The sequence below is a fragment of the Pseudoduganella sp. OTU4001 genome (genome assembly GCF_038440195.1).
In the GTDB taxonomy this organism is placed as follows: Bacteria; Pseudomonadota; Gammaproteobacteria; order Burkholderiales; family Burkholderiaceae_D; genus Rugamonas.
The window spans coordinates 284,924-307,074 of record NZ_JASATG010000003.1; the positions used below are offsets into that span (position 1 = coordinate 284,924).

Below are 22,151 nucleotides of genomic sequence, written 5' to 3' on the forward strand. Positions count from 1 at the left end.
ACAGTGGAGCCATGGAAAGTCCTCGAGTGGACGATCCGCAAACCGGAGAACATCATGAAAGCCCTGCGTAATTTCGAAGCCCTGTTCATCGCCATCATCGGCCTGGCCTGCGCTGCCAACTATGCATTGGACAACGGCGCAATTGAAAGCAAAGCACCGGCGGCCTACGCCAGTGTTGTGCAGGCAGCGCCGATCCAGGGCTCGCATGTTGTGGTTGTTGCAGCCAAGCGCATGACTGCCGCTGAGAAGCAGGCATCGCTGGCCGAAGAGCGCAAGGCAACCCAGCCAGGCAGCATTTGAGCAATTGTTACCCCAGCTGGGGATTTGTAAGAAACTGAATCAGGCTTATCTTCCCTCCGGTGCTCTTGCTATATTGAAGTCAGCAAGTCACCAACAGGAGATCAGCCATGCTCAAATCGAAACTCATCGCTGCGGCCGCCTTGGCGCTTGGTGCGGCCGCGATAGCGCCTACCACAGCCATGGCCCAGGTAGACTTCAACCTGGTCATCGGCAACGCTCCTCCACCGGCCCGTTTTGAAAGCCTGCCGCCGCCACGGCACGGTTATGTATGGGCGCCCGGCTATTGGAGCTGGGACGGCTACCGCCACGTCTGGGTGGCCGGCCACTGGCTGCGCGAACGCCCGGGCTACCGCTACAATCCATCGCAATGGGTACGCGTCGATAATGGCTGGGGATGGCGTGAAGGCGGCTGGGTAGCCTACGACACCCGCCAGAACTACGTGCAAGGCCCAAGCTATTCCTATCGCGACCCGTATCGCGACAACCACCGCTATCGCGACCGTGACCGCTACCGCGACCGTGACCGCGACGGTGTGCCGGACCGCTATGACCGCGACCGCGACAACGACGGCGTGCCAAATAACCGTGACCGCGACCGCGACGGCGACGGCATCCCCAACCGCTACGACCATCGCCCGGACAACCCCTACCGCCGCTGATGCAGCATGAGAAAAGCCGCCTTTCGGCGGCTTTTCTTTCTTACATCCCCTTCAAGTGCTTGTCGAGGAACTCAACGATTTTCGCGTTGGCGACCGCCTGGTTTTTCTTCTTGCTGAAACCATGGCCCTCATCGTCGAACACCACGTAATCGACCGGCACATTACTCTTCTTCACCGCCTCCACGATTTCATCGCTTTCAGGCTTGATCACGCGCGGATCGTTCTTGCCCTGGATGACCATCAGCGGCTTGCGGATATGCGCAGCGTGGAACAGCGGCGAGGTGGCGACCAGGAAGTCCTTGTCCTTGACCGGATCGCCGATTTCCTCATACAGCGCCTTGCGCTGGTTTTCCCAATACGGCGGGATCGATTCCAGCGTGCGGATCCAGTTGCTGACCCCGAAAATATCGATGCCAACCTTGAACGTCTCGGGCCGGAAAGCCATGGCCGCCAGCGTCATGTAGCCGCCATAGCTGCCGCCCATGATGCCGATGCGTTCAGGATCGATGTAGCCGCGGCTGGCCAGGAAAGTCTTGGCCTCGATGCAGTCCCACAGCGGCTCGCGGCCATGTTTGCGGTCGTCGGCCATGAAGAAGGTCTTGCCATAGCCGCTGCTGCCGCGGTTATTAATGCCCAGCACCGCGTAGCCGTTGTTGACCATGTACTGGATCATCGCGTTATAGCCGCGGCGCGTCTGCCCGCCCGGGCCACCGTGCACGAACACCACCGCCGGCACCTTGGCGTTCGGCGCTGCGTTCTTCGGCTCGTAGTAAATCGAAGGCACCACCATGCCGTCGAAAGACTTGAAGCGCACCACCTCGGCCTCCACCAGGTCGTTCGGATCGATGTCCATGCTCATGCTCTGGGTCAGCTGCTTCACCTTTTTGGTCGCCAGGTCGTACACGAACAGGTTGTTCGGCGAACGGTCGCCGTTGACGTAAAAGGCCATCAGCTTGCCGCTGTCCGAGAACACGGCGGAGCTCATATCGCCGCCGGGCACTTTCGGTAGCGCCATCGGTTTCTCCGCCTTGCCCTCGACCACGCGCAGCACGGTGCTGCCGTCCTGGTTCACCACCGAGACACGGAAGCGGCCATCGCGCGAGAAGCCGGTGCCCACCACGTCCCAGCCGGCCTTCTCATGCTCGGCCACTTGTCCGCTTGCCAGGTCGTAGGTGCGGATGCTGGTGAATTCGCCGCCAGCATTGGAGGTGAAGAACAACTTCTTCGATTCAGGGTCGAAGCTGGCCGCCTCATAGCTCGCCACATCCTTATGCGGCGTAATGTGCTTCATCTCCTTGCTGGCCAGGTTGTACAGGTAGATATCGCTGTCGGCCGTGGTGTTCGGCTTGTTCAGCGCCAGCCATTTCTCGTCGCGGCTGATGCGGCTTGGGCTGATGCCATTATCGTTCTGGTACAGCATGGTGCGCGAGTAGTCCTTCACGCTGTAGCGGTACAGGTCGAAGAATTTCGGGTTGCGCTCATTGGTCAGCACGTAGAACGCGCTGCGGTCGTCGCTCCAGCCGAAGAAAGAAGCCTTCAGCTTGTCTCCCGGCGTCAGGTCCTTGTCGCTGCCATCGAGCTCGCGCACGAACAAATGGTTCTGCTCATCGCCACCCTTGTCGCGCGTGAAGAGGAAGCGGTTATCGGCCGGGAAGTAGCCGACCGCATAGGTGCTGTCCACCGTCGATTTGGTCAGCGCGACCGGCTTGCCGCCGCCCACCGGGATCGAATACACATTGAAGATGCCGCTCTCGTTGCTGCTGAAAAGGATGTTCTTTTCATCGTAGCTGAACGACGCGCCGCCGATCGAGGTGGTGGCCATGAACTGCTCGATCGTATATTTGCGCACCGGTTTGGCGGGCGCCGCGTATGCCATTTGCATTGCCAGCGCGATTGCCACGGCGCCTGCTGCGCGATACATCACGGACATGTGGATCCTCCTGTTAAAGTGGTGGAAAAACAGCCAGGCCAGTGTTGCAAAATAATTTACCCATGTCAATAAAACAAGAACGAGCCCGCGCCGAAAAACTGGCGCGCCAGGCTGTCCCATCCTCCCCCGCCGCATGGCGCGCATGGTTCGACGGATCCGCCCACCCCAACCCAGGCCGCATCGGCATCGGCGTGCTGCTGGCCGGTCCTGCCGGCGAACGCGTAGAGATCAGCCGCCGCGCAGGGCATGGCAGCAGCGGCGACGCCGAATACCTGGCGCTAATTGCGGCGCTGGAGAAGGCGGTGGAGCTGGGTGTGGGGGAGTTGCTGGTGTACGGCGACAGCCAGGTGGTGGTGCAGGACGTGCTGGTCTCGCAGGCTGCGGGCGCCAAGGCGCTCGAACTGCATCGTGCGCGCGTGGCCCAATTGATGGCGGGACTGGCCCAGGTGGATGTGCGCTGGGTGCCGCGCCACAGGAACGGCGATGCGGACCGCCTGTCGCAGCAGGCGATCCACGAAGGCGGTGTTTAAGCCGCCATCTTTTCTACAACGCCCATATCGGCCGAAGACATCAGGCGTTCGATATCGACCAGGATCAGCATGCGGTCGTCAATGGTGCCCAGGCCGGTGATGTATTCGGTATCCATAGTGCCGCTGATGTCCGGTGCAGCCTTGATCTGTTCCGGCTCCAGGATGGTCACGTCCGACACCGCGTCGACCACCATGCCGACGGTGCGGCTGCCGATATGCAGGATGATGACCACGGTGAACGGGCCGTACGTCGGCTCGCCCAGCTGGAAGCGCACGCGCATATCGATGATCGGCACGATCAGGCCGCGCAGGTTGATCACACCCTTCACATAATCCGGCGCGCTGGCGATGCGGGTCGGGTTTTCGTAGCTGCGGATTTCACTGACTTTCTGGATATCGATGCCGTATTCTTCCTGGCCCAGGGTAAAGGCGAGGTATTCGGCAGCTTGGGTGGCAGTAGAAGTCATGACAATCTTTCATTTGTGAACGACGATGCCATATGTTACCGTAGGTCAATAAAATTTTCACCAAGAATTTTGCCATAGAGAAACACGCAAGTTTGTGGAAAATACATGGCACAATTGCGCGGCTAATAAACAGAAACAATGGTTTTTATGGATATTTCCCTGAGCAGCTGGCAGCCACGCCTGGTCGCGCTGGCCACTGCCGCCGCCGATGAAGACGGCGCCCATGACTGCAACCACCTGCACCGCGTCTGGCGCAACGCCACCCTGCTGCTGGAGCAGCATCCCGAGGCCGACCAGCTGGTGGTCATGGCCGCCTGCTACCTGCACGACCTGGTCAACCTGCCGAAGAACCATCCGCAACGCCACCTCGCATCGCGCCAGGCTGCCGCACTGGCGCGCACCCAGCTGGCCGCAGCGGGCTTCCCGGCCGAGCGACTGGATGCCGTGGCCCACGCGATCGAAACCCATAGTTTTTCCGCCGCGCTGGAACCGCACAGCGTGGAAGCCCGCATCGTGCAGGACGCCGACCGTCTGGACGCCCTGGGCGCGGTCGGCCTGGCGCGCATGCTGTATACCGCTGGCCGCATGGGCTGCGCCCTGGCGCATCCGGACGATCCGCTGGCCAATCACCGCGAGCGCAATGACAAGGCCTATTCGCTCGACCACATTGAAATGAAGCTGGCCACCCTGCCCGGCACCATGAAGACCGCCGCCGGCCGCACCCTGGGCGAACAGCGCCTGGGCGAGCTGCTGGCGTTCCGCGACCGCTTTGTCGCAGAATGGGCGGTGGCGGCATGAGCCAGGCCGGTCAATCCAAAGGCAACCTGAATTTTGTACTGGTCAGCATCTTCATCGACATGCTGGGTATCGGCATCATCGTGCCGGTGCTGCCGATCCTGGTCGGCCAGTACGTCGCGGACCGCGAGATGCACGCCATTTGGTACGGCATCTTGGGCGCCACGTTCGGCCTGCTGCAGTTCATCTTCATGCCGATGCTGGGCGCCATCAGCGACCGTATCGGCCGCCGTCCGGTGCTGCTGTATTCCATGGCCGGCATGGGCATCAACTTCCTGGCCACGGCCTGGGCGCCGAACCTGGCCTGCCTGTTCATCGGCCGCGTGATCGGCGGCATGTCGTCGGCCAGCATGTCGGTCGCATCGGCCTACGCATCCGACATCTCCACCCACGAGGACCGCGCCAAGAGCTTCGGCAAGATCGGCGCCACCTTCGGGCTTGGCTTCATTTGCGGTCCGATGCTGGGCGGCCTGCTGGGCGACATCGACCTGCACCTGCCGTTCTTCGTCGCCGCTGCGCTGTCCTTCGCCAACCTCATTTACGGCTATTTCTGTGTGCCGGAATCGCTGCCGGAGGAACGGCGCGGCAAATTCAAGCTAGTGTCGGTCAATCCATTCAGCGCGCTGGCCAGGCTGGTCGCACGCCAGGACATCCGCGGCCTGGTGATTACCTTTGCCCTGGTCACCGGCGCTCAGATGATGCTGCAGTCGACCTGGGTGCTGTTCACCCACTTCCGCTTCGGCTGGAGCCCGGCGGAAAACGGCATCGCCCTGTTCTGCGTGGGCCTGGCGGCCGCCGTGGTGCAGGCCGGCCTGCTCGGCCTCTTCATCCGCAAATTCGGCGAGGTGCGCCTGTCCCTGATCGGCCTGACCTCCGGCGCCATCACCTACCTGCTGTACGGCCTCGCCACGCAAGGCTGGATGATGTATGTCTTCATCCTGTGCAACCTGCTCTCGTTTGCCGCCGGACCGGCGCTGCAAGGCATCGTCTCCAAGGCCACGCCGCCCAATGAACAGGGCGAGTTGATGGGGTCACTGCAGTCGATCAGCAGCCTGGGTTCCGTCATCATGCCGCTGGTGGGCGGCAGCATCCTCAGCGCGGTCAGCCACTTGCCGCCTGGCGACTGGCGCGCCGGCAGCACCTTCTTTGTCTGCGCCGCCATGCAGGCCGTCGGCATTTACGTGGCGCGGCGTTATTTCCAGCGCCATCAACTGGCCCTGCAAACCGGTGCATAATCGCGATATGACTGGACTTCGCATCATCCGCCGCCTGCTGGCCGCCGCAACCCTCGCGGCGGCCATGCCGGCGCACGCCGAATGTTCGCGCGATATCGTAGTACCGGTGTCCAGCACAGGCGTCAGCGTCATCGTCGGCAATGGCGTCTTCAGCGGCATCTATCCGGACCTGTTCCGCAGCCTCGGGCCGCGCGCAGGCTGCCATTTCGTGTTTGCCGGCGTGCCGCGCGCCCGCCAGGAGTTGATGTTCGAGACCGGCAAGGCCGATCTGCTGCTGCCCGCCACGCGCACCCCGGCACGCGACGTGCACGGCATCTTCGTGCCCATGGTCGGGCATCGCGCCGTCCTGATATCGCTGCAAAGCGCCCGCCCTGCCATCATCAACGCACAGGACCTGCTGGACCGGCGCGACCTGCGCATGGCCGTCGTGCGCGGATACGATTACGGCGAAGCCTACCAGGCGCTGGTGCGCGAGCTGGCCAAGCAAGGCCGCCTGTTCGTTGAAGTCGAACCTACCGCTATCGCACGGCTGCTGTTCGTCGGCGCGGTGGACGTCACGATCATGGGCCCGACCATCCTGGCCGGCGCCATCAACCGCGAAGCCCGCGTGCAGGGCATGCTCGACCGCCTGCGCCTGGAGCCGATTCCGGAGCTGCCATGGCAGCAGACCGGCGTCTACGTCTCGCGCCACTCGCTGACGCCGGACGACCGCGCCATCCTGCTGGAGTTGCTGGAGCGCGCCGCCAAGTCGAATGTGGTGATGGAAGGATTCCAGCGCTACCACCGGCCAGAAATCCTTAGCGAAAGCGTGCGCCCGCGTTGATGTCGCCCACCGTTGTCGCCGTCGTCCTGTGCGGCGCGCTGCTGCACGCAAGCTGGAATGCGCTGGTCAAGGGCGGCCGCGACCCCTTTTTCGGCAGCGTGCTGGTCGCCAGCGGCGCCGCGCTGCTTTCGCTGCCCTTCCTGCCGTTCCTCGCAGCGCCGGCGGAGGCCAGCTGGCCCTATATGGCCGCCTCCACGGTCATCCACTATTTCTATTACGGCCTGCTGGCCGCAGCCTACCGCCACGGCGACATGAGCCACGCCTACCCGCTGATGCGCGGCAGCGCGCCGCTGCTGGTCGCCTTGTCGAGCGTGCCCTTGCTTGGCGAGCACCTGACGCCTACCCAGTACGCCGCCGTCGCCTGCATCAGCGGCGGCATCTTCGGACTCTGGTTCGCCACCCGCGCGACCGCCACGCAGGCCACAGCCTCCTCGCGTAGCCGCGCCACGCTTTACGCCCTGCTGAACGCCCTGGTAATCGCCGCCTACACCCTGGTTGACGGATTGGGCGCACGCGCATCGGACGCACCGGCCGCCTACGTCATGTGGCTGCACATACTAAGCGCCGTTGGCCTGCTGGCCTGGTGCACCATCCGCTGCCCGCGCCAATTGCACGGCTACGCCATCCAGCACTGGCGCACCGCCATCCTCGGCGGCGCCGGCACGCTGGGCTCTTACGGCCTCGCCTTATGGGCCATGACAGTCGCCCCGCTGGCCGCCGTCGCAGCCCTGCGCGAAACCTCCATCCTGTTCGCCGCGCTGATCGCCAGGTTCTTCCTGTCCGAACGCATCGGCCGCAAACGCGCCCTGGCCATCGCCGCGATCGCCGCCGGCGCGGTGCTGATGCGCCTCGCCTGAATCAGCGCTCCACAACAGGCAGCACCACGGCGCTGCCATGGAACACGCGCTGCGTGGCCTTCTTGTAATCGCCAGGCGCCGCCAGGAAGATGTTCGGCACGTAGGTTTGCGGGTTGCGGTCGTACAGCGGGAACCAGCTGGACTGCACCTGGATCATCACCCGGTGGCCGGGCTGGATCACGTGGTTAACCGGCGGCAGCGTGAAGCTGTACTGCACCGGTTTGTTGGACGGGATGGCCGATGGCTTTTCGAAGCTGTCGCGGTAGCGGCCGCGCAGGATGTCCATCGACAGCGGCAGCTGGTAGCCGCCCATGGCAGGCTGCGACGGCACTTCGTCCGGATAGACGTCGATCACTTTCACGACCCAGTCGGCATCGCTGCCGGAGGTCGAGGCGTTCAGGTGCACGACTGGGGCGCCGGACAGCACCAGCGGCTCTTTCAGCGGTTCTGAAACGTAGCTCAGGACATCGGTGCGGTCGCTGACAAAGCGCTGGTCGCTCACCAGCCATGGCTTCCACACGTTTTCATCCTCCATGCGCACAGGACGCGGCACGAACGGCACCGGCTTGGCCGGATCAGACACGTATTCATCGTAAGCCGCTGCGGCGCCGGCCGGCTTGGCGAACGACAGCTTGAAGCCGCCCTGCAGGTACACCGGCTTGGCGCTGGATTGCGGCCACTGCGACAGGCGCTGCCACTGGTTGCTGCCGGTCTGGTACCAGAACACCGGCGGCGTCGCGGCGGCGGGCGCACCATCCACCAGGTGCTGCTTGAGGAATGGCACCATCACATCGCGGCGGAACTCCAAAGCGGTATCGCCGGTGAAGCGCAAGGCGCCGAGCGAGGAGCCATCGTAATTCACGCCGCTGTGGCGCCAGGGGCCGACGGCCAGGTAATTCAGCTTATTGTCCTTGTCCTGCTTTTCCAGCGCGGCATAGGTTGCGTAGGCGCCGTAGATATCTTCCTGGTCCCACTGTCCCACCACGTGCATGGTCGGCACGGTCAATGGACGCTTGGCGAGAATGCGGTCCAGCGCCTGCTCCTGCCAGAAGCTGTCGTAAGCCGGATGCTCGAACAGCTTCTTGGTGAAATTCAGCTGGTCCAGGCCATGACGGCGCGCCATGTCCGCCACCGAACCCGCGCGCAGCACCGCATCGTAATCGTCGTAGATGCCGGTGGCCAGCGCCTCGCCGCGGCCGCGCGCCGTGTTCTGGCCGGAGATATAGGCCAGCGTATTCACGCGGAAGGCGCCATTGTGGAACCAGTCGTCGCCGCGCCAGCCATCCACCATGGCGCTCATAGGCACCGCAGCCTTCAGCGCGGGATGCGGCTCGGTCAGCGCCATCAGCACGGTAAAGCCTTCGTAGGAAGAACCGATCATGCCGACTTTGCCGTTCGTTTCCGGCACATTCTTGACCAGCCACTCGATCGTGTCCCAGGCATCGGTACCGTTATCGGTCTGGCTGCTGTTCAGGGGGCCCCGCACCGGGCGGGTCATCACATAATCGCCCTCGGAACCATACTTGCCGCGTACGTCCTGGAACACGCGGATGAAATCACGCCCGAACACTTCATCGCCCATCGGCAGCGAAGACTGCATCCACGGGCTGGTATTGCGCTTGGCGCGGCCGGCCGCGTTGTACGGCGTGCGCGTGAGGATGATCGGCGCCTTGCTGGCGCCCTTCGGCACCACGATCACCGTGTGCAGCTTTACGCCGTCCCGCATCGGGATCATGACCACGCGCTTGATGTAATCAGCCTGGTCCTGCGGGGCCTCGAAACCGGCCACGATATCGGGCGCCATCGGCGAAGTCTGCGCGCCGGCCTGGGCGGCCAGTAATACGGTGGACAGCAAAAAGACGTTACGCATGGGGGTCTCCGGCAAGGCGTGAAAATTTTTCGGCAATATTACTAGAAAACCAATGTCTTGGCGTATGCGTGTGTTCGCACATACGGTTCCGGCTGTCTCAGCAACAATGGCTCTTACCGTGATCGTCGAAGGAGTCCATCATGAAAAAATTGCTGATTGCAACGCTTTTGGCTGCTTCCCTGGGCGGCGGCCTGGCTTTCGCCCCCGCCGCCAACGCTGATGTCGTCGTGGTGCGCGTCGCCCCGCCGCCAGCCCGCGAAGAAGTCATTCCGCCAGCCCGCCGGGGCTATGTGTGGACGCCCGGCTATTGGCACTGGAACGGCCACCGCCACATCTGGGTGAACGGCAAGTACGTGCGCGCCCGCCACGGCTACTACTGGCGCGAACCCTCCTGGGCACAACTGGATAATGGCCGCTGGCGGATGGAACGCGGGCGCTGGGAGCGCGGCGACCGTGACCGCGACGGCATCCCCAACCGCTATGACCGCGACCGCGACAACGACGGCGTCCCCAACCGCGTCGACGAACGCCCGAATAATCCTTACCGGCAATAATTGTCCATATTCGTTCCTGACCCCAGGATGGACAGATCTTGACAGGGGGCACTGGAACTGTAACCATTGCGGGATGAAATTTATCCAATCACATCTGTTTTCCCGCAATTGGTGGCGCCGCTGACTTAGCGCGGCCACTGAAAAGTGATGTGATTTTAATATCAACGCCGCCTCTGTCCAGGTGGCGTTTCTTTTGGGCGCAACGGCAACAGGGGCAAGCAGAAAGAACCCTATGAGCCAGCCAGCCTCCCCTGCCAAACCGATTATCCTGACCGGCGACCGTCCAACCGGTCCGCTGCACCTCGGCCACTTCGTCGGTAGCCTGCGCAACCGTGTGTCCTATCAGGATGACTATAACCAGTTCATCATGCTGGCCGACTCGCAGGCGCTGACCGACAATATGGACGACACCAATAAGGTGCACCGTAATGTGGTGGAAGTGGCGCTGGATTATATGGCTTGCGGTATCGACCCGGCCAAGTCCACCATCCTGATCCAGTCGCAAATCCCGGAACTGGCCGAGCTGACCTTCTATTACCTGAACATGGTCACCGTGGCGCGCCTGGAGCGCAATCCGACCGTGAAGCAGGAAATCGTGCTGCGCGGCTTTGAGCGCGATATCCCGGCCGGCTTCCTGACCTACCCTGCTTCGCAGGCGGCCGATATTTCGGCCTTCAAGGCCACCATCGTGCCGGTCGGCGAGGACCAGATCCCGATGATCGAGCAGACCAACGAGATCGTGCGCAAGTTCAACCGCCTGGCCAATAAGGACATCCTGGTCGAGTGCAAGGCGGTGGTGCCGGAAGTGGGCCGCCTGCCAGGCATCGACGGCAAAGCGAAAATGTCCAAGTCGCTGGGCAATGTGATCAACCTGGGCGCTACCGCCGACGAGATCAAGGCTGCGGTGAAGATGGTCTACACCGACCCGCTGCACCTGAAGGTCTCCGACCCGGGCCACCTGGAAGGCAACGTCGCCTTCATCTACCTGGACGCCTTCGATACCGACAAGGCCAGCCTGCAGGAAATGAAGGACCACTACACCCGCGGCGGCTTGGGCGACTCGGTCGTCAAGAAGCGCCTGGAAGCCGTGCTGCAGGACATGCTGGCGCCGATCCGCGCGCGCCGCGAAGAACTGGCCAAGGACAAGGGCTACATCATGCAGGTGCTGAAGGAAGGCACTATGCGCGCCCGCGAAGTGGCTGCACGCACCACTGATGAAGTGAAGGCCGCCCTCGGCCTGACCTACTTCTGATGCAAGTGCTTGCGCTGGCCGCGCTGTATGCCGTGGCCAGCGTCGTCTGTTTCATCGCCTACGCGCTGGACAAGTCGGCGGCCCGCAACGGCCGCCACCGCACGCCGGAACGCACCTTGCTGCTCCTGGGACTGGCCGGCGGCTGGCCCGGTGCGCTGGCGGCGCAGCAGCTGCTGCGCCACAAATCCTCCAAAACATCCTTTCTTGCCAAATTCTGGCTCACCGTGGTGCTGAATATGGCCGCGCTGGTCGCGCTACAGGCCGGATGGGTAAGTCTCGGCGGGCTCCTCGTGCTGCCACAGGGCTGAACGCTCGAGCGGCGTCAGCGCGGTTGTGCGGTCGACGTGGATCAGGGCGTCGAACTGGCGCGCCGCATCGGCATGGAAGTAGTGGCTCAGGCGCTCCGTGTCGGGACGGTAAATCACGCCGATCGCCCGCTCCAGCAAACGCCCGTCGACCCGCGCCAGCGCGCTGCCGCGCCCGCGCAATGGCAGCAGGAACACCGGCATCCCCACCTCATGCAGCAGGCGCTCCACGCTGTCCGGCCGTGACGGCACCACCGGTTTCAGTTCGGCCGGGCCGTCCCAGTCGCTGGCTGCCGTCACGCTGCCGGCGTGGGTGGTGAAGCCAAGCAGGAAGCTGTCCTGCGGGCGATAGCGCTCGCGCACCAGCTGGCCCAGGTTCAGTTGTCCATGCTCGCCCATCTCCGTCGCCCGCGCGTCGCCCAGGTGCGATTTGTGCGCCCACACCACGATGCGCGCCGGGCGCCCGATGCCCTGGCCGATATGCTCGCGCAGCGCCTGCAGCGTTTCCGCCATATGCGAGTCGCGCACATTCCACGATTCGTCGCGGCCGCGGAACATGGCGCGGTAATACACCTCCGCATTGCGCGTGACGCGGGCATTTTGCTGCGCGTAGAAGAATTCATCCGGCACCATGCCAGTGCGCAGGTGTTCGTTGGCCTTGCGGTTCATGTCCACCAGCTGGCGCAGCACCGCCTCTTCGCAATGCGGCTTCATGCCGAAACTGGTGGCGTAGCCGTAGCGCTGCGGGTCTTCGGCAAAGTGGTCGATGCAGCTGTAGCGCTCACGCGCCCGCGCCGCCGCTTCGGGATCGGCCTGCTCCAGGTAGGCGATCACGGCATGCATCGATTGCTCCAGGCTGTACAGGTCCAGCCCATAGAAACCGCAGCGGCGCGCCGGGCTGGCGACGTGCAGATTGTGCAGGCGCAGCCAGTTCACCAGGTCCACGGTTTCGTGGTTGCGCCACATCCATTGCGGGAAGCGCTTGAAGCCGGACAGCGCCTGGTCGGCGCTCATATCATCGCCCATATGCTGCACATAGCGGCTGACGCGCAGCGCATCGGGCCAGTCGGCTTCGACCGCGATGGCGTCGAAGCCCTTGTCGACAATCAGGCGTTTGCTGATGTCGGCGCGCAGGCGGTAGAACTCTCGCGTTCCGTGCGTGGCCTCGCCCAACTGCACCAGCGTCGCGTCGCCGATGCATTCAAGCAGGAACTCGAAATCCTCCGCTGTTTCCAGTGGCCGCGCCTCGCGCTGCAGCGCGGCGGTCAAAGTCGTGTCCATGCCAGCAAGATATCGCAAGCTGTGCGAAACTGTCGCAGGTTAAAAAAAGGAAATAAAGATGTGGACTGGTGTGGTGTGTGGCCTGCTGGCAGGCGCGATGTGGGGCATGGTGTTCATTGTGCCGGAACTGCTGTCGGCCTTTACGCCGCTGGAGATGGCGGTCGGCCGCTATACGGCCTACGGCGCGATTGCCTTCGTCCTCATGCTGCCGCGCTTGCGCAACCTGGTCGGCCGGCTGGAGCGCAGCGATTATTTCGCGCTGGTGCGCCATGCGCTGGCGGGCAATATCGTCTACTACATGTTCCTGGCGCTGGGCGTGAAGCTGGCCGGCGTGGCCCCCACCTCGCTGATCATCGGCGTGCTGCCGATCGCGGTTACCCTGATGGGACGCAACGACCATGGCGCGGTGCCGCTGCGCCAGCTGGCCATGCCGCTGCTGGTCACGGCCGCCGGCATCACCTGCATTAATATCGACGTGTTCCAGCACGCGGCGGCGGGCGGCGGGTCGCTGGTCAATACGCTGGTGGGCGTGGCCTGCGCCACTGGCGCCCTGCTGTGCTGGAGCTGGTACACCCTGGACAATGCGCGCTACCTGAAACGCAACCCGCACTACAGCAGCGCGGAATGGTCGGCGCTGTATGGCCTGTCGACCGGCTTTATCTCGATCATCATCGGCGGCCTTGCGTTCGCGGTATTCCATGCCGATGTCACCGGGGCTGCCGGCGCGGCATCGGGCCGCGACTGGACCATGTTCTGGATCTGCAATGGCTTGCTGGCCCTGGGCGCTTCCGTGATCGGCAACCACCTGTGGAATATCGCCAGCCGCCGCGTGCCGGTCACCCTGTCCGGCCAGTTGATCCTGTTCGAGACCTTGTTCGCGCTGCTGTACGGCTTTATCTACAAGCAGCAGTTCCCGCGCCCGCTGGAGGTCGCCGCCATCGTGCTGCTGATCGCGGGCGTGACGTGGTCGATGCACGTCCACGCCCAGGAAGAAGAACTCAGTCCGGCTTGACGCGCGGCGCGCGCTCGGCCACCAGCGCCGCCATGGCGTGCGCGCCCAGCCCCGCCGCAACGCCAGCCGCATCGGCGGCGCTGCGGTTCTGGCTGACCTTCCACTTGCCGCTGATTTCGGCAATCGGGATCTCAATCCCCACAATCGCCTTCAGCAAGCCGTCGATAAAATCCGCCGGCGCATCGGACAGCGTCCACGGCTCCGGCATGCCGCCTTCGTGCACGGCGGTGAGGTCATTGAGCTGGCGCTTCAGCCAGGCGGCATCCTCCACCACGCGCGCAGTGCCGCGCACCTGCACCATCGCGTAGTTCCAGGTCGGCACCTGCTTGTGGTTTTCGGCTTTGGACGGATACCAGTTCGGGCTGACGTAAGCATCCGGCCCCTGGAACACCACCATGCAGTCGCCGCCGGCGGCCAGCGCCCGCCACGCCGGATTGGCGCGCGCAACGTGGGCGCGCAGCACGCCCAGGCCGGCCTCGCCCTCGGCGGGATACAGCGCGAACGGCACCAGGTCGGCGCTCGGTGCGGAAGGGATAATCAGCATCCCGAGCGGATACGCCCGGATCAGCCCATGCTGGACCTCGATGCGGTCCTCGGCGAAATGAGTTTGCTTGTACATGGCCCCAGTCTAGCGACGCGCGCGGGCGCGGCATAGAGCCAGCGATGGCCTAATTCAGCAGGCCATGTTCGACCATGACATCCTGGATCAGCTCCAACCGCAGCACCGGGTTCTCCTGCGCCAGCAGCAGCTGCTTCTGCGCCAGTGTCAGGCGCAGCAGCTCGCACCAGCGGTTGGCCACCCAGCCTGCCTCGGTCAGGCGGTAAGGCGCCAGCATCGGCATCTGATCCGGCGGCACGCCGCGCTCCTGCAAGGTCTGAATCAGGACCCCGAGGCTGTTGGCCACGTCCTGCTGGTCGGAAGGGATGGGCACCGCCAAATCGTCGTCGATGGCCGCCACCTCCGCCATCCACAAGCCGTGTTTGAGCTGTTCCGCCGTCACGATGCGGAAGCGCTGGCGCCCCTTGCAGCGGATATGCATCAGCCCCGGCATCAGCGCCTTCCACTCCTCGATATGCGCCATGGTGCCCACCGCGCACAGGGTCTCGTGCTGGTCCGGCTTGCGCACCTCGTTGCCCTGCACCAGGGCGACCACGCCGAAATCCTCCTTATGCTCGATGCAGCGCTTCACCATATCCAGATAGCGCACCTCGAACACCTGCAAAGGCAAGAAGCCATCCGGATACAGCACCGTTTGCAACGGGAATAAGGGAATCGCGGCCATACTTCATCATCGCACGTTTCTATACACGGTGCCGCCTTTCATGACGAAGTTGACCCGGTACAGGGCCCCGATTTCGGCAGTGGGATCGCCCTGCACCGCCACCAGGTCCGCCAGGTAGCCGGCCTTGACCTGGCCCAGCGAGCCGGCGCGGTCCAGCACAGCAGCATTCACCACCGTCGCCGCCCGCAGCGCCTCGGCCGGCGTCATGCCCAGCCTGACCATCCATTCCGCCTCGCGCGCGCTGCCGCCGTGGGCGAACACGCCCACATCGCTGCCCAGGCCTATCGTCACGCCGTGCTTGCGCGCCAGCGCGAATGCGCGTGCCGCCGCCTGCATGGAAGGCGTGGGCGCGCCGCCCCGCACATGTTTCTGGAAATACTCGCTGGTCGCCTCGGGCGCCGCCAGCGTGGGGAAATAGGCAACTTTGCGTTCCGCCATCAGCTTGAAGGTCGCCTCGCTGCCGCCATAACCATGTTCGATCGTATCCACCCCGGCCATTACCGCGCGGCGCATGCCTTCATCGGTGGCGGCATGGGCTGCGACACGGCGCCCGGAGCCGTGGGCTGCTGCCACCAGCGCATCGAGCTCCTGCTGGCTGAAGGTCGCGCGTGCCGAATTATCGGGCCCGATGCGGTAGTCGGCATACACCTTGATCCAGTCCGCACCGCGCGCCGACTGTTCGCGCACGGCCTTCACCACTTCGTCGACTCCGGTCGCTTCCTGCGCGCCAACCGGCAGCACCATGTCCGGCCGATAGGACTTCGCGTTCGGGCCATAGCTGCTGCTGGCCACAATCGCCAGCGTGGCAACGAACAGGCGCGGGCCAGGCAGCACGCCATCCTCGATGGCGCGCTTGACCGAGACATCGGCATAGCCGGCGCCTTCGCTACCCAGGTCGCGCAATGTGGTGAATCCCGATTGCAGCTGCTGCTGAACATGGCGGCCGGCCAGCAGCACGCGGTAGGCCTCCGGCTCCTTCAGCACCTGGTCGTCCCAGCTGGTCTCGTTATACGGATGCAGCAGCACATGGGAATGCTGGTCCATCAGCCCCGGAATCAAGGTCTGGCCGGGCAAGGCGATACGTTCGGCATCGGCCGGCGCCGCCACGCTGGCGCTCGGCCCGGCGGCGGCAATCTTGCCGTCCACGACCAGCACCGACCAGCCGCTGTGCGGCGCACCCTCACCCGTCCATACCCGCTCGGGCGTCAGCAATACCGGTTTTCCGGCCCAGGCGGCGCCGGCAAATAGACAAAGGAATGCCGCCGCCAGCGGCCGCAATGCATGCTTCAACATATTCCCGCCGTATAAATAGAAAAAGGGCGGATATTTAATCCGCCCTTCTTGCCGGGTTCAGCTTATTTAATCAGGAAATCTTCCTTGTTCTTGCCCTCCAGCCATTTCGGAGCACGGCCGCGGCCAGTCCATTGCGAACCGGATACCGGATCCTGGTATTTCATCGGCACGCGCGCACGCGGTTTGACCGGCTTATTGCTCTTGGCCGCAGGACCGAGGTCGGCCGGGCTCAAGTCATATTCGCGCATGATGGACCAGATCTGTTCTTTGGCTTTTTGAACCTCGGCTTTGCGCGCATCCGCTGCCAGGTTCTGCAGTTCGGCGATTTTCGCCTGATATTCTTGGTAGGTCGTCATCTTTCTTACCCTAAGTGTATGAAAAGTCGATGTGTGAGAATGTGTGATATTTCTGTCTTGCAATGTACCATAGATGCAAGGATTTTATCCACATAATTTAACCAGAATAATAAAAAAGCGCCACACATTTGAAGTGTGGCGCTTTTTTTTATTTCATCACTATTTAAAAGCCAGTGCGCAGCTGGATATAGGCCATACGGCCCGCCCCCGGCAGAATGCCGAGGTTGGTATCCGTGGTACGGGTAAAGTAAGCCTTATTCGACAGGTTATTTACGCCCAGCTGAATTTCAGTCGACTGCACACCAGGAACCGCCCAGCTTACATTCGCATTCCACAGGCGGTAGGCCGGAATTACACCAGCCGCGCCATTCTCAGATTCGGCGACGGTATTCGCTTCATCGGAATACTGTTTGCCCTGGTGCGTGGTATGCAGGTCCACGGTCCATGCGCCGCGCTTGAATTTAACGCCCTGGCTATCGACATTGCGCGAATAGAACGGCACATCTTTGCCTGCATTGGCGCCCTGGCGCAGTTCCGCATTGGTATAAGAGCAGGTGGCATAAGCGCTCAGGCCAGCCAGTTTGCCGGAACGGTCAAATGCATATTCGGCACGGGTTTCCAGGCCACGGTGCCGGGTTTTACCCAGGTTCTTATAAAACACCGGTGCAGTATTCACAAACTGGATCTGGTTCGAGAAATCCAGGTTAAACAGCGTGCCTTCCAGCTGCCATTGGCTGCCGGTGTAGCGCGCGCCCAGCTCCTGGGTTTTAGCGCTTTCCGGCTTCAGCGCATCGGCCGATTCCTGAAGGTTCAGTTGCAGGTGCTGGATGCTGCCAAAGGAGCTGTTGTAATTGCCGTACAGGGTCACTTCCTTGCTGGCCAGGTAGGACACATTCACCGAAGGCAGCGCCTTGTGGCTGCTGATTTCCTGGGTAAACGCCTTCAGCTTGTTTTCGCGGTCCATCTTGATGCGCTCATAGCGCACGCCCGGCGTCACGCGCCATTGGCCGAAGGCGATCTGGTCGTCCACGTAGAGGGAATGGGCGTCGGTGCTGTTTTCCGAGCTGCGCGAGACGCTGGTGACATTGCTGCCCACCAGTGCGTTCACCATCTTTTCATCGGCGCGTTCGCTGATATAGCGGTAGCCCGCGGTGACGTCATGGCGCACCCGGCCCCAGTTCAGGCGCTGGGTGAAGCGCGGCTCGATGCCGGCAACCTTGTAGTTGCGCGGCTGGACGCTGATGATGGTCGCGGTCTTGTCCTGGGCATTGGCCAAAATGCTGCTACGCTCGCTGTCGTTGAAGAAGGCGCGCACTTCGACTTCCTGCGTCGCCGACAGGCTATTCAGGTAGCCGGCATCGAGGCCCACACGCTGCCCCGACCACTCGTCGACGTTGCGGAAGGCTTCACGCGGACCGGCCTTGTACTGGGCCGCGGTCAGGCCGCCCGGCAGGTCGGTATTGGCGTCGTAATAGGAGAGCTTGGCATTCAGCTCGGACGTCGCGCTCAGCGCATAGCGGAACTTCAGCGCCACGTCGTTCAGCACTTCCTTGCTGTGCTTGCGGTAGCCACGGCCGCTGGAACCGGAGTACAGCAGCGCCACTGCAAAGCCGTCCGCATCGCCGCCGCCGGCGAAGGCGCTGGTCTGGACGTTGTAGTTGCCGCCATCGAAGTAGTTATAGCGCACCGAGGCATCGCCCTTGAAGTCGCCCAGCGGAATCGCGCGCGTCTTGAAGTTGATGATGCCGCCCACGTTCTGCGGGCCATAGCGCACCGCGCCGCCGCCGCGCACCACGTCGATCGAATCGATATTCGCCAGCGATACCGGCGCGAAAGACAGCTGCGGCTGGCCGTATGGCGCCACCGCCAGTGGGATGCCATCCAGCAGGACGGTCGAACGCGGCGAGTAGCGGCCTTCCAGGCCACGCACGCCGATGTTCAGCGAGATGCCGCTGCCGCCGCTGGAGGAATTGTCGGTGATCTGCACGCCGGGCACGGTGCGCAGCACGTCGCTGATGCTGGCGGCGCCGGAGTCCTGGATGTCATCCAGCTTCACGACATTGCGTGCGCCGCCGAAGTTCTTCACGCTCTTCTGGCCGGAACCCAGCCAATTGCCAAGCACCTGCACCGTTTCAATTTGCTGTTCATTGGCGCCGGCTTGCGCATGGACCGCGCCCGAAACCAGGGCCAGGCAAGCGGCAGCAATCGCGCTGCGCTGGAAATTCTTGTTCTTCATTCAATGCCTCGTGTGACTAAGAGGCAAGATTCTAGCTTAGAAGCGCGTCTCCAGTTGTAAGCGAATGAAACGCACGCCCGGGGTAGTGGACTCCGACGACAGGCGGCCCTGCCCCGTGTAATACGTGGAACGCGAGACCTGGTCGCGCGCCAGCAGGTTCCAGCCCGCCAGGCGCAGCTGGGTCTTGAGATCCAGCTTCCAGGCGACGTAAGCATCCAGCTGGCGGCCCGGCGTGGCCCAGTCGTAACGGTCCACGTCCTTGCGTACCAGGCCGGCGCCACGGTAGTTGAAGCTGCCGCCCAGGCTCCAGATACCATCCGGCGTCTTGTAGTCCAGGCCCAGCACCGCGCTGACAGGCACTTGCTGGTCCAGGCGGTTGTTCGGACCCGGCACCGAGTCCACCTGCGACCAGTTGCGGCTGAGGCTCGCGCGCACATCCAGGGCGGGCGCATTGTCCATGACCGCTTTCAGCGGGAACTTCAACTCCACGTCCAGGCTGCGCACATTGGCGCTGCCGTTGTTCATCATGGTGGTCACCCAGCGGCCGCTTTGGTCCAACAGCACATTCGGGCGCGTGAAATCGTTCAGGTGGCGCGCGGCGGCGGCCACGCTGAACAAGGCGCCCTCCGCCCAGTAATGTTCGTACGAGGCGTCGAAGCCGGTCGCCAGTTCCGGCTTCAGGTTCGGGTTGCCGATCCAGTCGGTGTCCACTTGGCTGTTGTTGGTCGAGGTGAATCGGCGGCCGGACAGGGTGCCCGCCTGCGGCGCCTTGTAGGTACGGGTCAGCGCGGCACGCAGCTGGTCCTTCCCGTTCGGCAGCTTGTACAAGGTTTGCGCCAGCGGGCTCCACACGCTGCTGCGGTTGCGCACCGGATCAAAGCCGGCGCCCGAGCTGCGCGTCTCCATGCCTTCCCAGCGCAGGCCCATATACAGCGACCAGGCCTTGCTCAGGTTCCATTCATCCTGCGTGTAGAAAGCGCTGCGGCGTACCGACGCGCGGAAGCCTTCGTCCTTGTCGTCGCGCCCACCGCTGGTGTAAAGGTCGCGCTGGTTGCGCCAGTCATCGCGCTCGGTATAGCCGACGTTCCAGCCCATGGCCAGCGCATGGTCGTCGCCCACCGGCCTGGAATACTTGCCGGTGCTGCTGGTACCCCACTCGCGCACGCCGCTGTACACATCGTGCTGCAGCGCCGGCGCACCGCGATGCGCTTCCGACTCAAACCAGGTGCCGTTGTTGCGCAGGCGATGGCCGCCGATCTTGGCGTCCAGTTTGGCGCCTTCGCCAAACTTGTGCATCCAGTTCAGGTCCGAGCGCGCATGCAGGCTTTTATTGACGTTGATGATGTGGACGCCATCGTAGAACGGCGCTTCGCCCACCGCCACGTCGAAGCGGCGGTCGATGGTGCTCTTGAAGATATTGCGGTTGATGAAGGACTGCGACGTCAGCGTGTCGCCGTTCGCCAGGGTCCAGTTCAGGCGCGGCGACAGCTCCAGGCCGCGTGCGTGGCCGCGGTCGTGGATCAGCATGCGGCGGTCCATCAGCGGCGTGCCGGCCAGGTTGATCAGCTCTTCGTCGGTAAAGCTATTGCGGTCGAACTCAAAGCGCCCGCCGCCCATATTCACCGAATACGAGAAATTGCCGTCCTTGTCCGACAGGATCAGGTTGCCGTTCGGGTTGTTCGCCTCGCTGCTGCGGCCGAAGCCGAGCTTGAACTCGCGCTGCGCCGTCTGCACCGACTTCTTCAAAACGATATTGATGGTGCCGGCGATGGCCTGCGTGCTGAATTCGGCGCTGGCCGCGCGGATCACCTCGATGCGTTCGATGCTGTCCGGCGACAGGGTCTCGATATTGAAGCCCGGCGGCACGCGCTCGCCATTCAGCAGGATTTGCGTATAGCCGCTGCCCAGGCCGCGCATGCGGATATCGCGGCCACCGGCGCCGACCGTCACGCCGGGCACGCGCTTCAGTGCATCGCCGATCGAGGTATCACCGTAACGCTTGAGCTCCTCGCTGCTGACCACGATCTTGCTCGCGGTATCGTCCTTGCGCGGGTTGTAGCCGCCGGCCGAGGACTTGATTTCAACTTTCTGGATGGGTTGCTGTTGCTCCGCCATGGCGTGGGTGGCGGACAGGATGGCTGCGGCAAGGAGTGTCAGGCGAATCATTGTTAATTTGGTAAATAATTCTCGGGCGCAACTCTACCCTATGGTGCAGGCGGTAGCAAGGATATAATTCGGCATCTTTAAATTATTGGAATGCCGACCGTGTCCCGACTTGCCGTACTGCCGCAATACCTGCTCCCGAAAGGCGCCCTGACCAACTTCGCCGGCCGCGTTGCAGGCGCCAAAGGCGGCGAGATGACCACCCGCCTGATCCGCTGGTTCGTGGCCAAGTACGACGTCAATATGGATGAAGCGGCCAACCCGGACATCGCCAGCTACCACAGCTTCAACGAGTTCTTCACCCGCGCCCTGAAGCCGGGCGCCCGCCCGCTGGCGCAGGCCGACTTCGTGTGCCCGGTCGATGGCCGCATTTCCCAGTTCGGCGCGATTGAAGGCGACCAGATTTTCCAGGCCAAGGGCCACAAGTTCAGCACCACCGCCCTGGTCGGCGGCGACGCCGCGCTGGCCAGGCACTTCGAGCACGGCAGCTTCGCCAACCTCTACCTGAGCCCACGCGACTACCACCGCATCCACATGCCATGCGAAGGCAAGCTCAAGCGCATGATTTACGTGCCGGGCGAGCTGTTCTCCGTCAACCCGACCACCGCACGCGGCGTGCCGGGCCTGTTTGCCCGCAACGAACGCGTGGTGTGCGAATTCGACACCGCCTTCGGCCCGTTCGTGATGGTGCTGGTCGGCGCCACGATTGTCGGCAGCATGGCCACCGTGTGGCACGGCGTGGTCAACCCACCGCGCCTGCCGTCCGTCACCGAATGGACTTATGCCGACCAGGACATTGTGCTGAAAAAAGGCGAAGAAATGGGCCGCTTCCTGCTTGGCTCCACCGTCGTCATGCTGTTCCCGAAAGACACCCTGCACTTCAACCAGCACTGGCAACCCGCCGGCCCGGTTCGGCTGGGCGAGCTGATGGCCAACCTGAAATAAAAAGT

The 22,151-nt window shown here is 63.2% G+C and carries 22 protein-coding genes; 12 read left to right on the forward strand and 10 right to left on the reverse strand.

Annotated features, from left to right (window positions below):
* The first annotated feature begins 54 nt into the window (after positions 1 to 54).
* Together AAHE99_RS04815 and AAHE99_RS04820 are read left to right on the forward strand one after the other, a co-directional pair.
* Positions 55 to 300, forward strand: coding sequence for a hypothetical protein (locus AAHE99_RS04815; RefSeq protein WP_342114966.1), 246 nt, complete (start codon positions 55 to 57; stop codon positions 298 to 300).
* 107 nt (positions 301 to 407) lie between these two features.
* A complete protein-coding gene (locus AAHE99_RS04820; RefSeq protein WP_342114968.1) occupies positions 408 to 959 on the forward strand; it encodes a YXWGXW repeat-containing protein in 552 nt (183 codons plus the stop codon).
* A gap of 40 nt (positions 960 to 999) precedes the next feature.
* Here the strand turns inward: AAHE99_RS04820 and AAHE99_RS04825 are convergent, their stop codons facing one another.
* The gene (locus AAHE99_RS04825; protein WP_342114970.1) at positions 1,000 to 2,889 is read right to left on the reverse strand and encodes a S9 family peptidase; all 1,890 of its coding nucleotides are present in this window, start codon (positions 2,887 to 2,889) and stop codon (positions 1,000 to 1,002) included.
* Between the two features lie 62 nt (positions 2,890 to 2,951).
* Between AAHE99_RS04825 and AAHE99_RS04830 the strand changes: the two genes are divergently transcribed.
* Complete coding sequence (locus tag AAHE99_RS04830; RefSeq protein ID WP_342114971.1) at positions 2,952 to 3,419, forward strand: ribonuclease HI family protein; 468 nt, start codon at positions 2,952 to 2,954, stop codon at positions 3,417 to 3,419.
* Here AAHE99_RS04830 and AAHE99_RS04835 read toward each other — a convergent pair.
* Positions 3,416 to 3,886 carry a chemotaxis protein CheW gene (locus AAHE99_RS04835; protein ID WP_342114973.1) on the reverse strand — a complete coding sequence of 157 codons (471 nt, stop codon included), beginning with the start codon at positions 3,884 to 3,886 and terminating at the stop codon, positions 3,416 to 3,418. The two genes, AAHE99_RS04830 and AAHE99_RS04835, sit on opposite strands and share 4 nt — an antisense overlap.
* A 147-nt stretch (positions 3,887 to 4,033) precedes the next feature.
* Here AAHE99_RS04835 and AAHE99_RS04840 point away from each other — a divergent pair, with 147 nt between their 5' ends.
* From AAHE99_RS04840 to AAHE99_RS04855, 4 genes are read left to right on the forward strand one after another with little or no spacing between them, the layout of a single operon-like run.
* The gene (locus AAHE99_RS04840; protein WP_342114975.1) at positions 4,034 to 4,684 is read left to right on the forward strand and encodes an HD domain-containing protein; all 651 of its coding nucleotides are present in this window, start codon (positions 4,034 to 4,036) and stop codon (positions 4,682 to 4,684) included.
* A complete protein-coding gene (locus tag AAHE99_RS04845; RefSeq protein ID WP_342114977.1) occupies positions 4,681 to 5,916 on the forward strand; it encodes a TCR/Tet family MFS transporter in 1,236 nt (411 codons plus the stop codon). Before AAHE99_RS04840 ends, AAHE99_RS04845 begins: the two co-directional genes overlap by 4 nt.
* A gap of 7 nt (positions 5,917 to 5,923) precedes the next feature.
* Positions 5,924 to 6,739 (forward strand): substrate-binding periplasmic protein, encoded by an 816-nt coding sequence (locus tag AAHE99_RS04850; protein WP_342114979.1) that lies wholly within the window; start codon positions 5,924 to 5,926, stop codon positions 6,737 to 6,739.
* A complete protein-coding gene (locus AAHE99_RS04855) occupies positions 6,739 to 7,596 on the forward strand; it encodes a DMT family transporter (protein ID WP_342114981.1) in 858 nt (285 codons plus the stop codon). The genes AAHE99_RS04850 and AAHE99_RS04855 overlap by 1 nt, the downstream gene beginning before the upstream one ends.
* Position 7,597: 1 nt before the next feature.
* Here the strand turns inward: AAHE99_RS04855 and AAHE99_RS04860 are convergent, their stop codons facing one another.
* Positions 7,598 to 9,466, reverse strand: coding sequence for a CocE/NonD family hydrolase (locus AAHE99_RS04860; protein ID WP_342114983.1), 1,869 nt, complete (start codon positions 9,464 to 9,466; stop codon positions 7,598 to 7,600).
* Positions 9,467 to 9,606: 140 nt separating this feature from the next.
* Between AAHE99_RS04860 and AAHE99_RS04865 the strand changes: the two genes are divergently transcribed.
* The 3 genes from AAHE99_RS04865 to AAHE99_RS04875 all read left to right on the forward strand — a co-directional run bounded on the left by AAHE99_RS04865 (position 9,607) and on the right by AAHE99_RS04875 (position 11,580).
* Positions 9,607 to 10,020 carry a hypothetical protein gene (locus tag AAHE99_RS04865; protein WP_342114986.1) on the forward strand — a complete coding sequence of 138 codons (414 nt, stop codon included), beginning with the start codon at positions 9,607 to 9,609 and terminating at the stop codon, positions 10,018 to 10,020.
* A 232-nt stretch (positions 10,021 to 10,252) separates the two neighbouring features.
* Positions 10,253 to 11,272 (forward strand): tryptophan--tRNA ligase, encoded by a 1,020-nt coding sequence (gene trpS / locus AAHE99_RS04870; RefSeq protein ID WP_342114988.1) that lies wholly within the window; start codon positions 10,253 to 10,255, stop codon positions 11,270 to 11,272.
* A complete protein-coding gene (locus AAHE99_RS04875) occupies positions 11,272 to 11,580 on the forward strand; it encodes a DUF1294 domain-containing protein (protein WP_342114989.1) in 309 nt (102 codons plus the stop codon). The genes trpS and AAHE99_RS04875 overlap by 1 nt, the downstream gene beginning before the upstream one ends.
* On the opposite strand, the gene AAHE99_RS04880 is transcribed toward AAHE99_RS04875, so the two are convergent.
* Positions 11,527 to 12,858, reverse strand: coding sequence for an erythromycin esterase family protein (locus tag AAHE99_RS04880; RefSeq protein ID WP_342114992.1), 1,332 nt, complete (start codon positions 12,856 to 12,858; stop codon positions 11,527 to 11,529). The genes AAHE99_RS04875 and AAHE99_RS04880 overlap by 54 nt on opposite strands.
* Before the next feature lie 58 nt (positions 12,859 to 12,916).
* On the opposite strand from AAHE99_RS04880, the gene AAHE99_RS04885 reads away from it, so the two are divergent.
* Complete coding sequence (locus AAHE99_RS04885; protein ID WP_342114994.1) at positions 12,917 to 13,870, forward strand: DMT family transporter; 954 nt, start codon at positions 12,917 to 12,919, stop codon at positions 13,868 to 13,870.
* Here AAHE99_RS04885 and AAHE99_RS04890 read toward each other — a convergent pair.
* The 6 genes from AAHE99_RS04890 to AAHE99_RS04915 all read right to left on the reverse strand — a co-directional run bounded on the left by AAHE99_RS04890 (position 13,857) and on the right by AAHE99_RS04915 (position 21,204).
* Positions 13,857 to 14,489, reverse strand: coding sequence for an FMN-binding negative transcriptional regulator (locus AAHE99_RS04890; protein WP_342114996.1), 633 nt, complete (start codon positions 14,487 to 14,489; stop codon positions 13,857 to 13,859). The genes AAHE99_RS04885 and AAHE99_RS04890 overlap by 14 nt on opposite strands.
* A gap of 49 nt (positions 14,490 to 14,538) precedes the next feature.
* On the reverse strand, positions 14,539 to 15,153 hold the full coding sequence (locus AAHE99_RS04895; RefSeq protein ID WP_342114998.1) for an LON peptidase substrate-binding domain-containing protein: 615 nt from the start codon (positions 15,151 to 15,153) through the stop codon (positions 14,539 to 14,541).
* Positions 15,154 to 15,159: 6 nt separating this feature from the next.
* A complete protein-coding gene (locus AAHE99_RS04900; protein WP_342115000.1) occupies positions 15,160 to 16,446 on the reverse strand; it encodes an amidohydrolase family protein in 1,287 nt (428 codons plus the stop codon).
* 62 nt (positions 16,447 to 16,508) lie between these two features.
* Positions 16,509 to 16,802, reverse strand: a complete 294-nt coding sequence (locus AAHE99_RS04905) for an H-NS histone family protein (protein ID WP_342115003.1) — start codon at positions 16,800 to 16,802, stop codon at positions 16,509 to 16,511.
* A 163-nt stretch (positions 16,803 to 16,965) separates the two neighbouring features.
* The gene (locus AAHE99_RS04910; protein ID WP_342115006.1) at positions 16,966 to 19,038 is read right to left on the reverse strand and encodes a TonB-dependent receptor family protein; all 2,073 of its coding nucleotides are present in this window, start codon (positions 19,036 to 19,038) and stop codon (positions 16,966 to 16,968) included.
* A gap of 36 nt (positions 19,039 to 19,074) precedes the next feature.
* On the reverse strand, positions 19,075 to 21,204 hold the full coding sequence (locus AAHE99_RS04915; RefSeq protein WP_342115008.1) for a TonB-dependent receptor plug domain-containing protein: 2,130 nt from the start codon (positions 21,202 to 21,204) through the stop codon (positions 19,075 to 19,077).
* Between the two features lie 90 nt (positions 21,205 to 21,294).
* On the opposite strand from AAHE99_RS04915, the gene asd reads away from it, so the two are divergent.
* Positions 21,295 to 22,146: an archaetidylserine decarboxylase gene (gene asd / locus AAHE99_RS04920; protein ID WP_342115010.1), complete on the forward strand. Its 852-nt coding sequence runs from the start codon at positions 21,295 to 21,297 to the stop codon at positions 22,144 to 22,146.
* Positions 22,147 to 22,151 lie beyond the last annotated feature (5 nt).

Excerpts from the sequence above, each read along its gene's own strand:
- AAHE99_RS04815 (WP_342114966.1), top strand. The coding sequence starts at position 55 with ATGAAAGCCCTGCGTAATTTCGAAGCCCTGTTCATCGCCATCATCGGC.
- AAHE99_RS04820 (WP_342114968.1), top strand. The coding sequence starts at position 408 with ATGCTCAAATCGAAACTCATCGCTGCGGCCGCCTTGGCGCTTGGTGCG.
- AAHE99_RS04825 (WP_342114970.1), bottom strand. The coding sequence starts at position 2,889 with ATGTCCGTGATGTATCGCGCAGCAGGCGCCGTGGCAATCGCGCTGGCA.
- AAHE99_RS04830 (WP_342114971.1), top strand. The coding sequence starts at position 2,952 with ATGTCAATAAAACAAGAACGAGCCCGCGCCGAAAAACTGGCGCGCCAG.
- AAHE99_RS04835 (WP_342114973.1), bottom strand. The coding sequence starts at position 3,886 with ATGACTTCTACTGCCACCCAAGCTGCCGAATACCTCGCCTTTACCCTG.
- AAHE99_RS04840 (WP_342114975.1), top strand. The coding sequence starts at position 4,034 with ATGGATATTTCCCTGAGCAGCTGGCAGCCACGCCTGGTCGCGCTGGCC.
- AAHE99_RS04845 (WP_342114977.1), top strand. The coding sequence starts at position 4,681 with ATGAGCCAGGCCGGTCAATCCAAAGGCAACCTGAATTTTGTACTGGTC.
- AAHE99_RS04850 (WP_342114979.1), top strand. The coding sequence starts at position 5,924 with ATGACTGGACTTCGCATCATCCGCCGCCTGCTGGCCGCCGCAACCCTC.
- AAHE99_RS04855 (WP_342114981.1), top strand. The coding sequence starts at position 6,739 with ATGTCGCCCACCGTTGTCGCCGTCGTCCTGTGCGGCGCGCTGCTGCAC.
- AAHE99_RS04860 (WP_342114983.1), bottom strand. The coding sequence starts at position 9,466 with ATGCGTAACGTCTTTTTGCTGTCCACCGTATTACTGGCCGCCCAGGCC.
- AAHE99_RS04865 (WP_342114986.1), top strand. The coding sequence starts at position 9,607 with ATGAAAAAATTGCTGATTGCAACGCTTTTGGCTGCTTCCCTGGGCGGC.
- trpS (WP_342114988.1), top strand. The coding sequence starts at position 10,253 with ATGAGCCAGCCAGCCTCCCCTGCCAAACCGATTATCCTGACCGGCGAC.
- AAHE99_RS04875 (WP_342114989.1), top strand. The coding sequence starts at position 11,272 with ATGCAAGTGCTTGCGCTGGCCGCGCTGTATGCCGTGGCCAGCGTCGTC.
- AAHE99_RS04880 (WP_342114992.1), bottom strand. The coding sequence starts at position 12,858 with ATGGACACGACTTTGACCGCCGCGCTGCAGCGCGAGGCGCGGCCACTG.
- AAHE99_RS04885 (WP_342114994.1), top strand. The coding sequence starts at position 12,917 with ATGTGGACTGGTGTGGTGTGTGGCCTGCTGGCAGGCGCGATGTGGGGC.
- AAHE99_RS04890 (WP_342114996.1), bottom strand. The coding sequence starts at position 14,489 with ATGTACAAGCAAACTCATTTCGCCGAGGACCGCATCGAGGTCCAGCAT.
- AAHE99_RS04895 (WP_342114998.1), bottom strand. The coding sequence starts at position 15,153 with ATGGCCGCGATTCCCTTATTCCCGTTGCAAACGGTGCTGTATCCGGAT.
- AAHE99_RS04900 (WP_342115000.1), bottom strand. The coding sequence starts at position 16,446 with ATGTTGAAGCATGCATTGCGGCCGCTGGCGGCGGCATTCCTTTGTCTA.
- AAHE99_RS04905 (WP_342115003.1), bottom strand. The coding sequence starts at position 16,802 with ATGACGACCTACCAAGAATATCAGGCGAAAATCGCCGAACTGCAGAAC.
- AAHE99_RS04910 (WP_342115006.1), bottom strand. The coding sequence starts at position 19,038 with ATGAAGAACAAGAATTTCCAGCGCAGCGCGATTGCTGCCGCTTGCCTG.
- AAHE99_RS04915 (WP_342115008.1), bottom strand. The coding sequence starts at position 21,204 with ATGATTCGCCTGACACTCCTTGCCGCAGCCATCCTGTCCGCCACCCAC.
- asd (WP_342115010.1), top strand. The coding sequence starts at position 21,295 with ATGCCGACCGTGTCCCGACTTGCCGTACTGCCGCAATACCTGCTCCCG.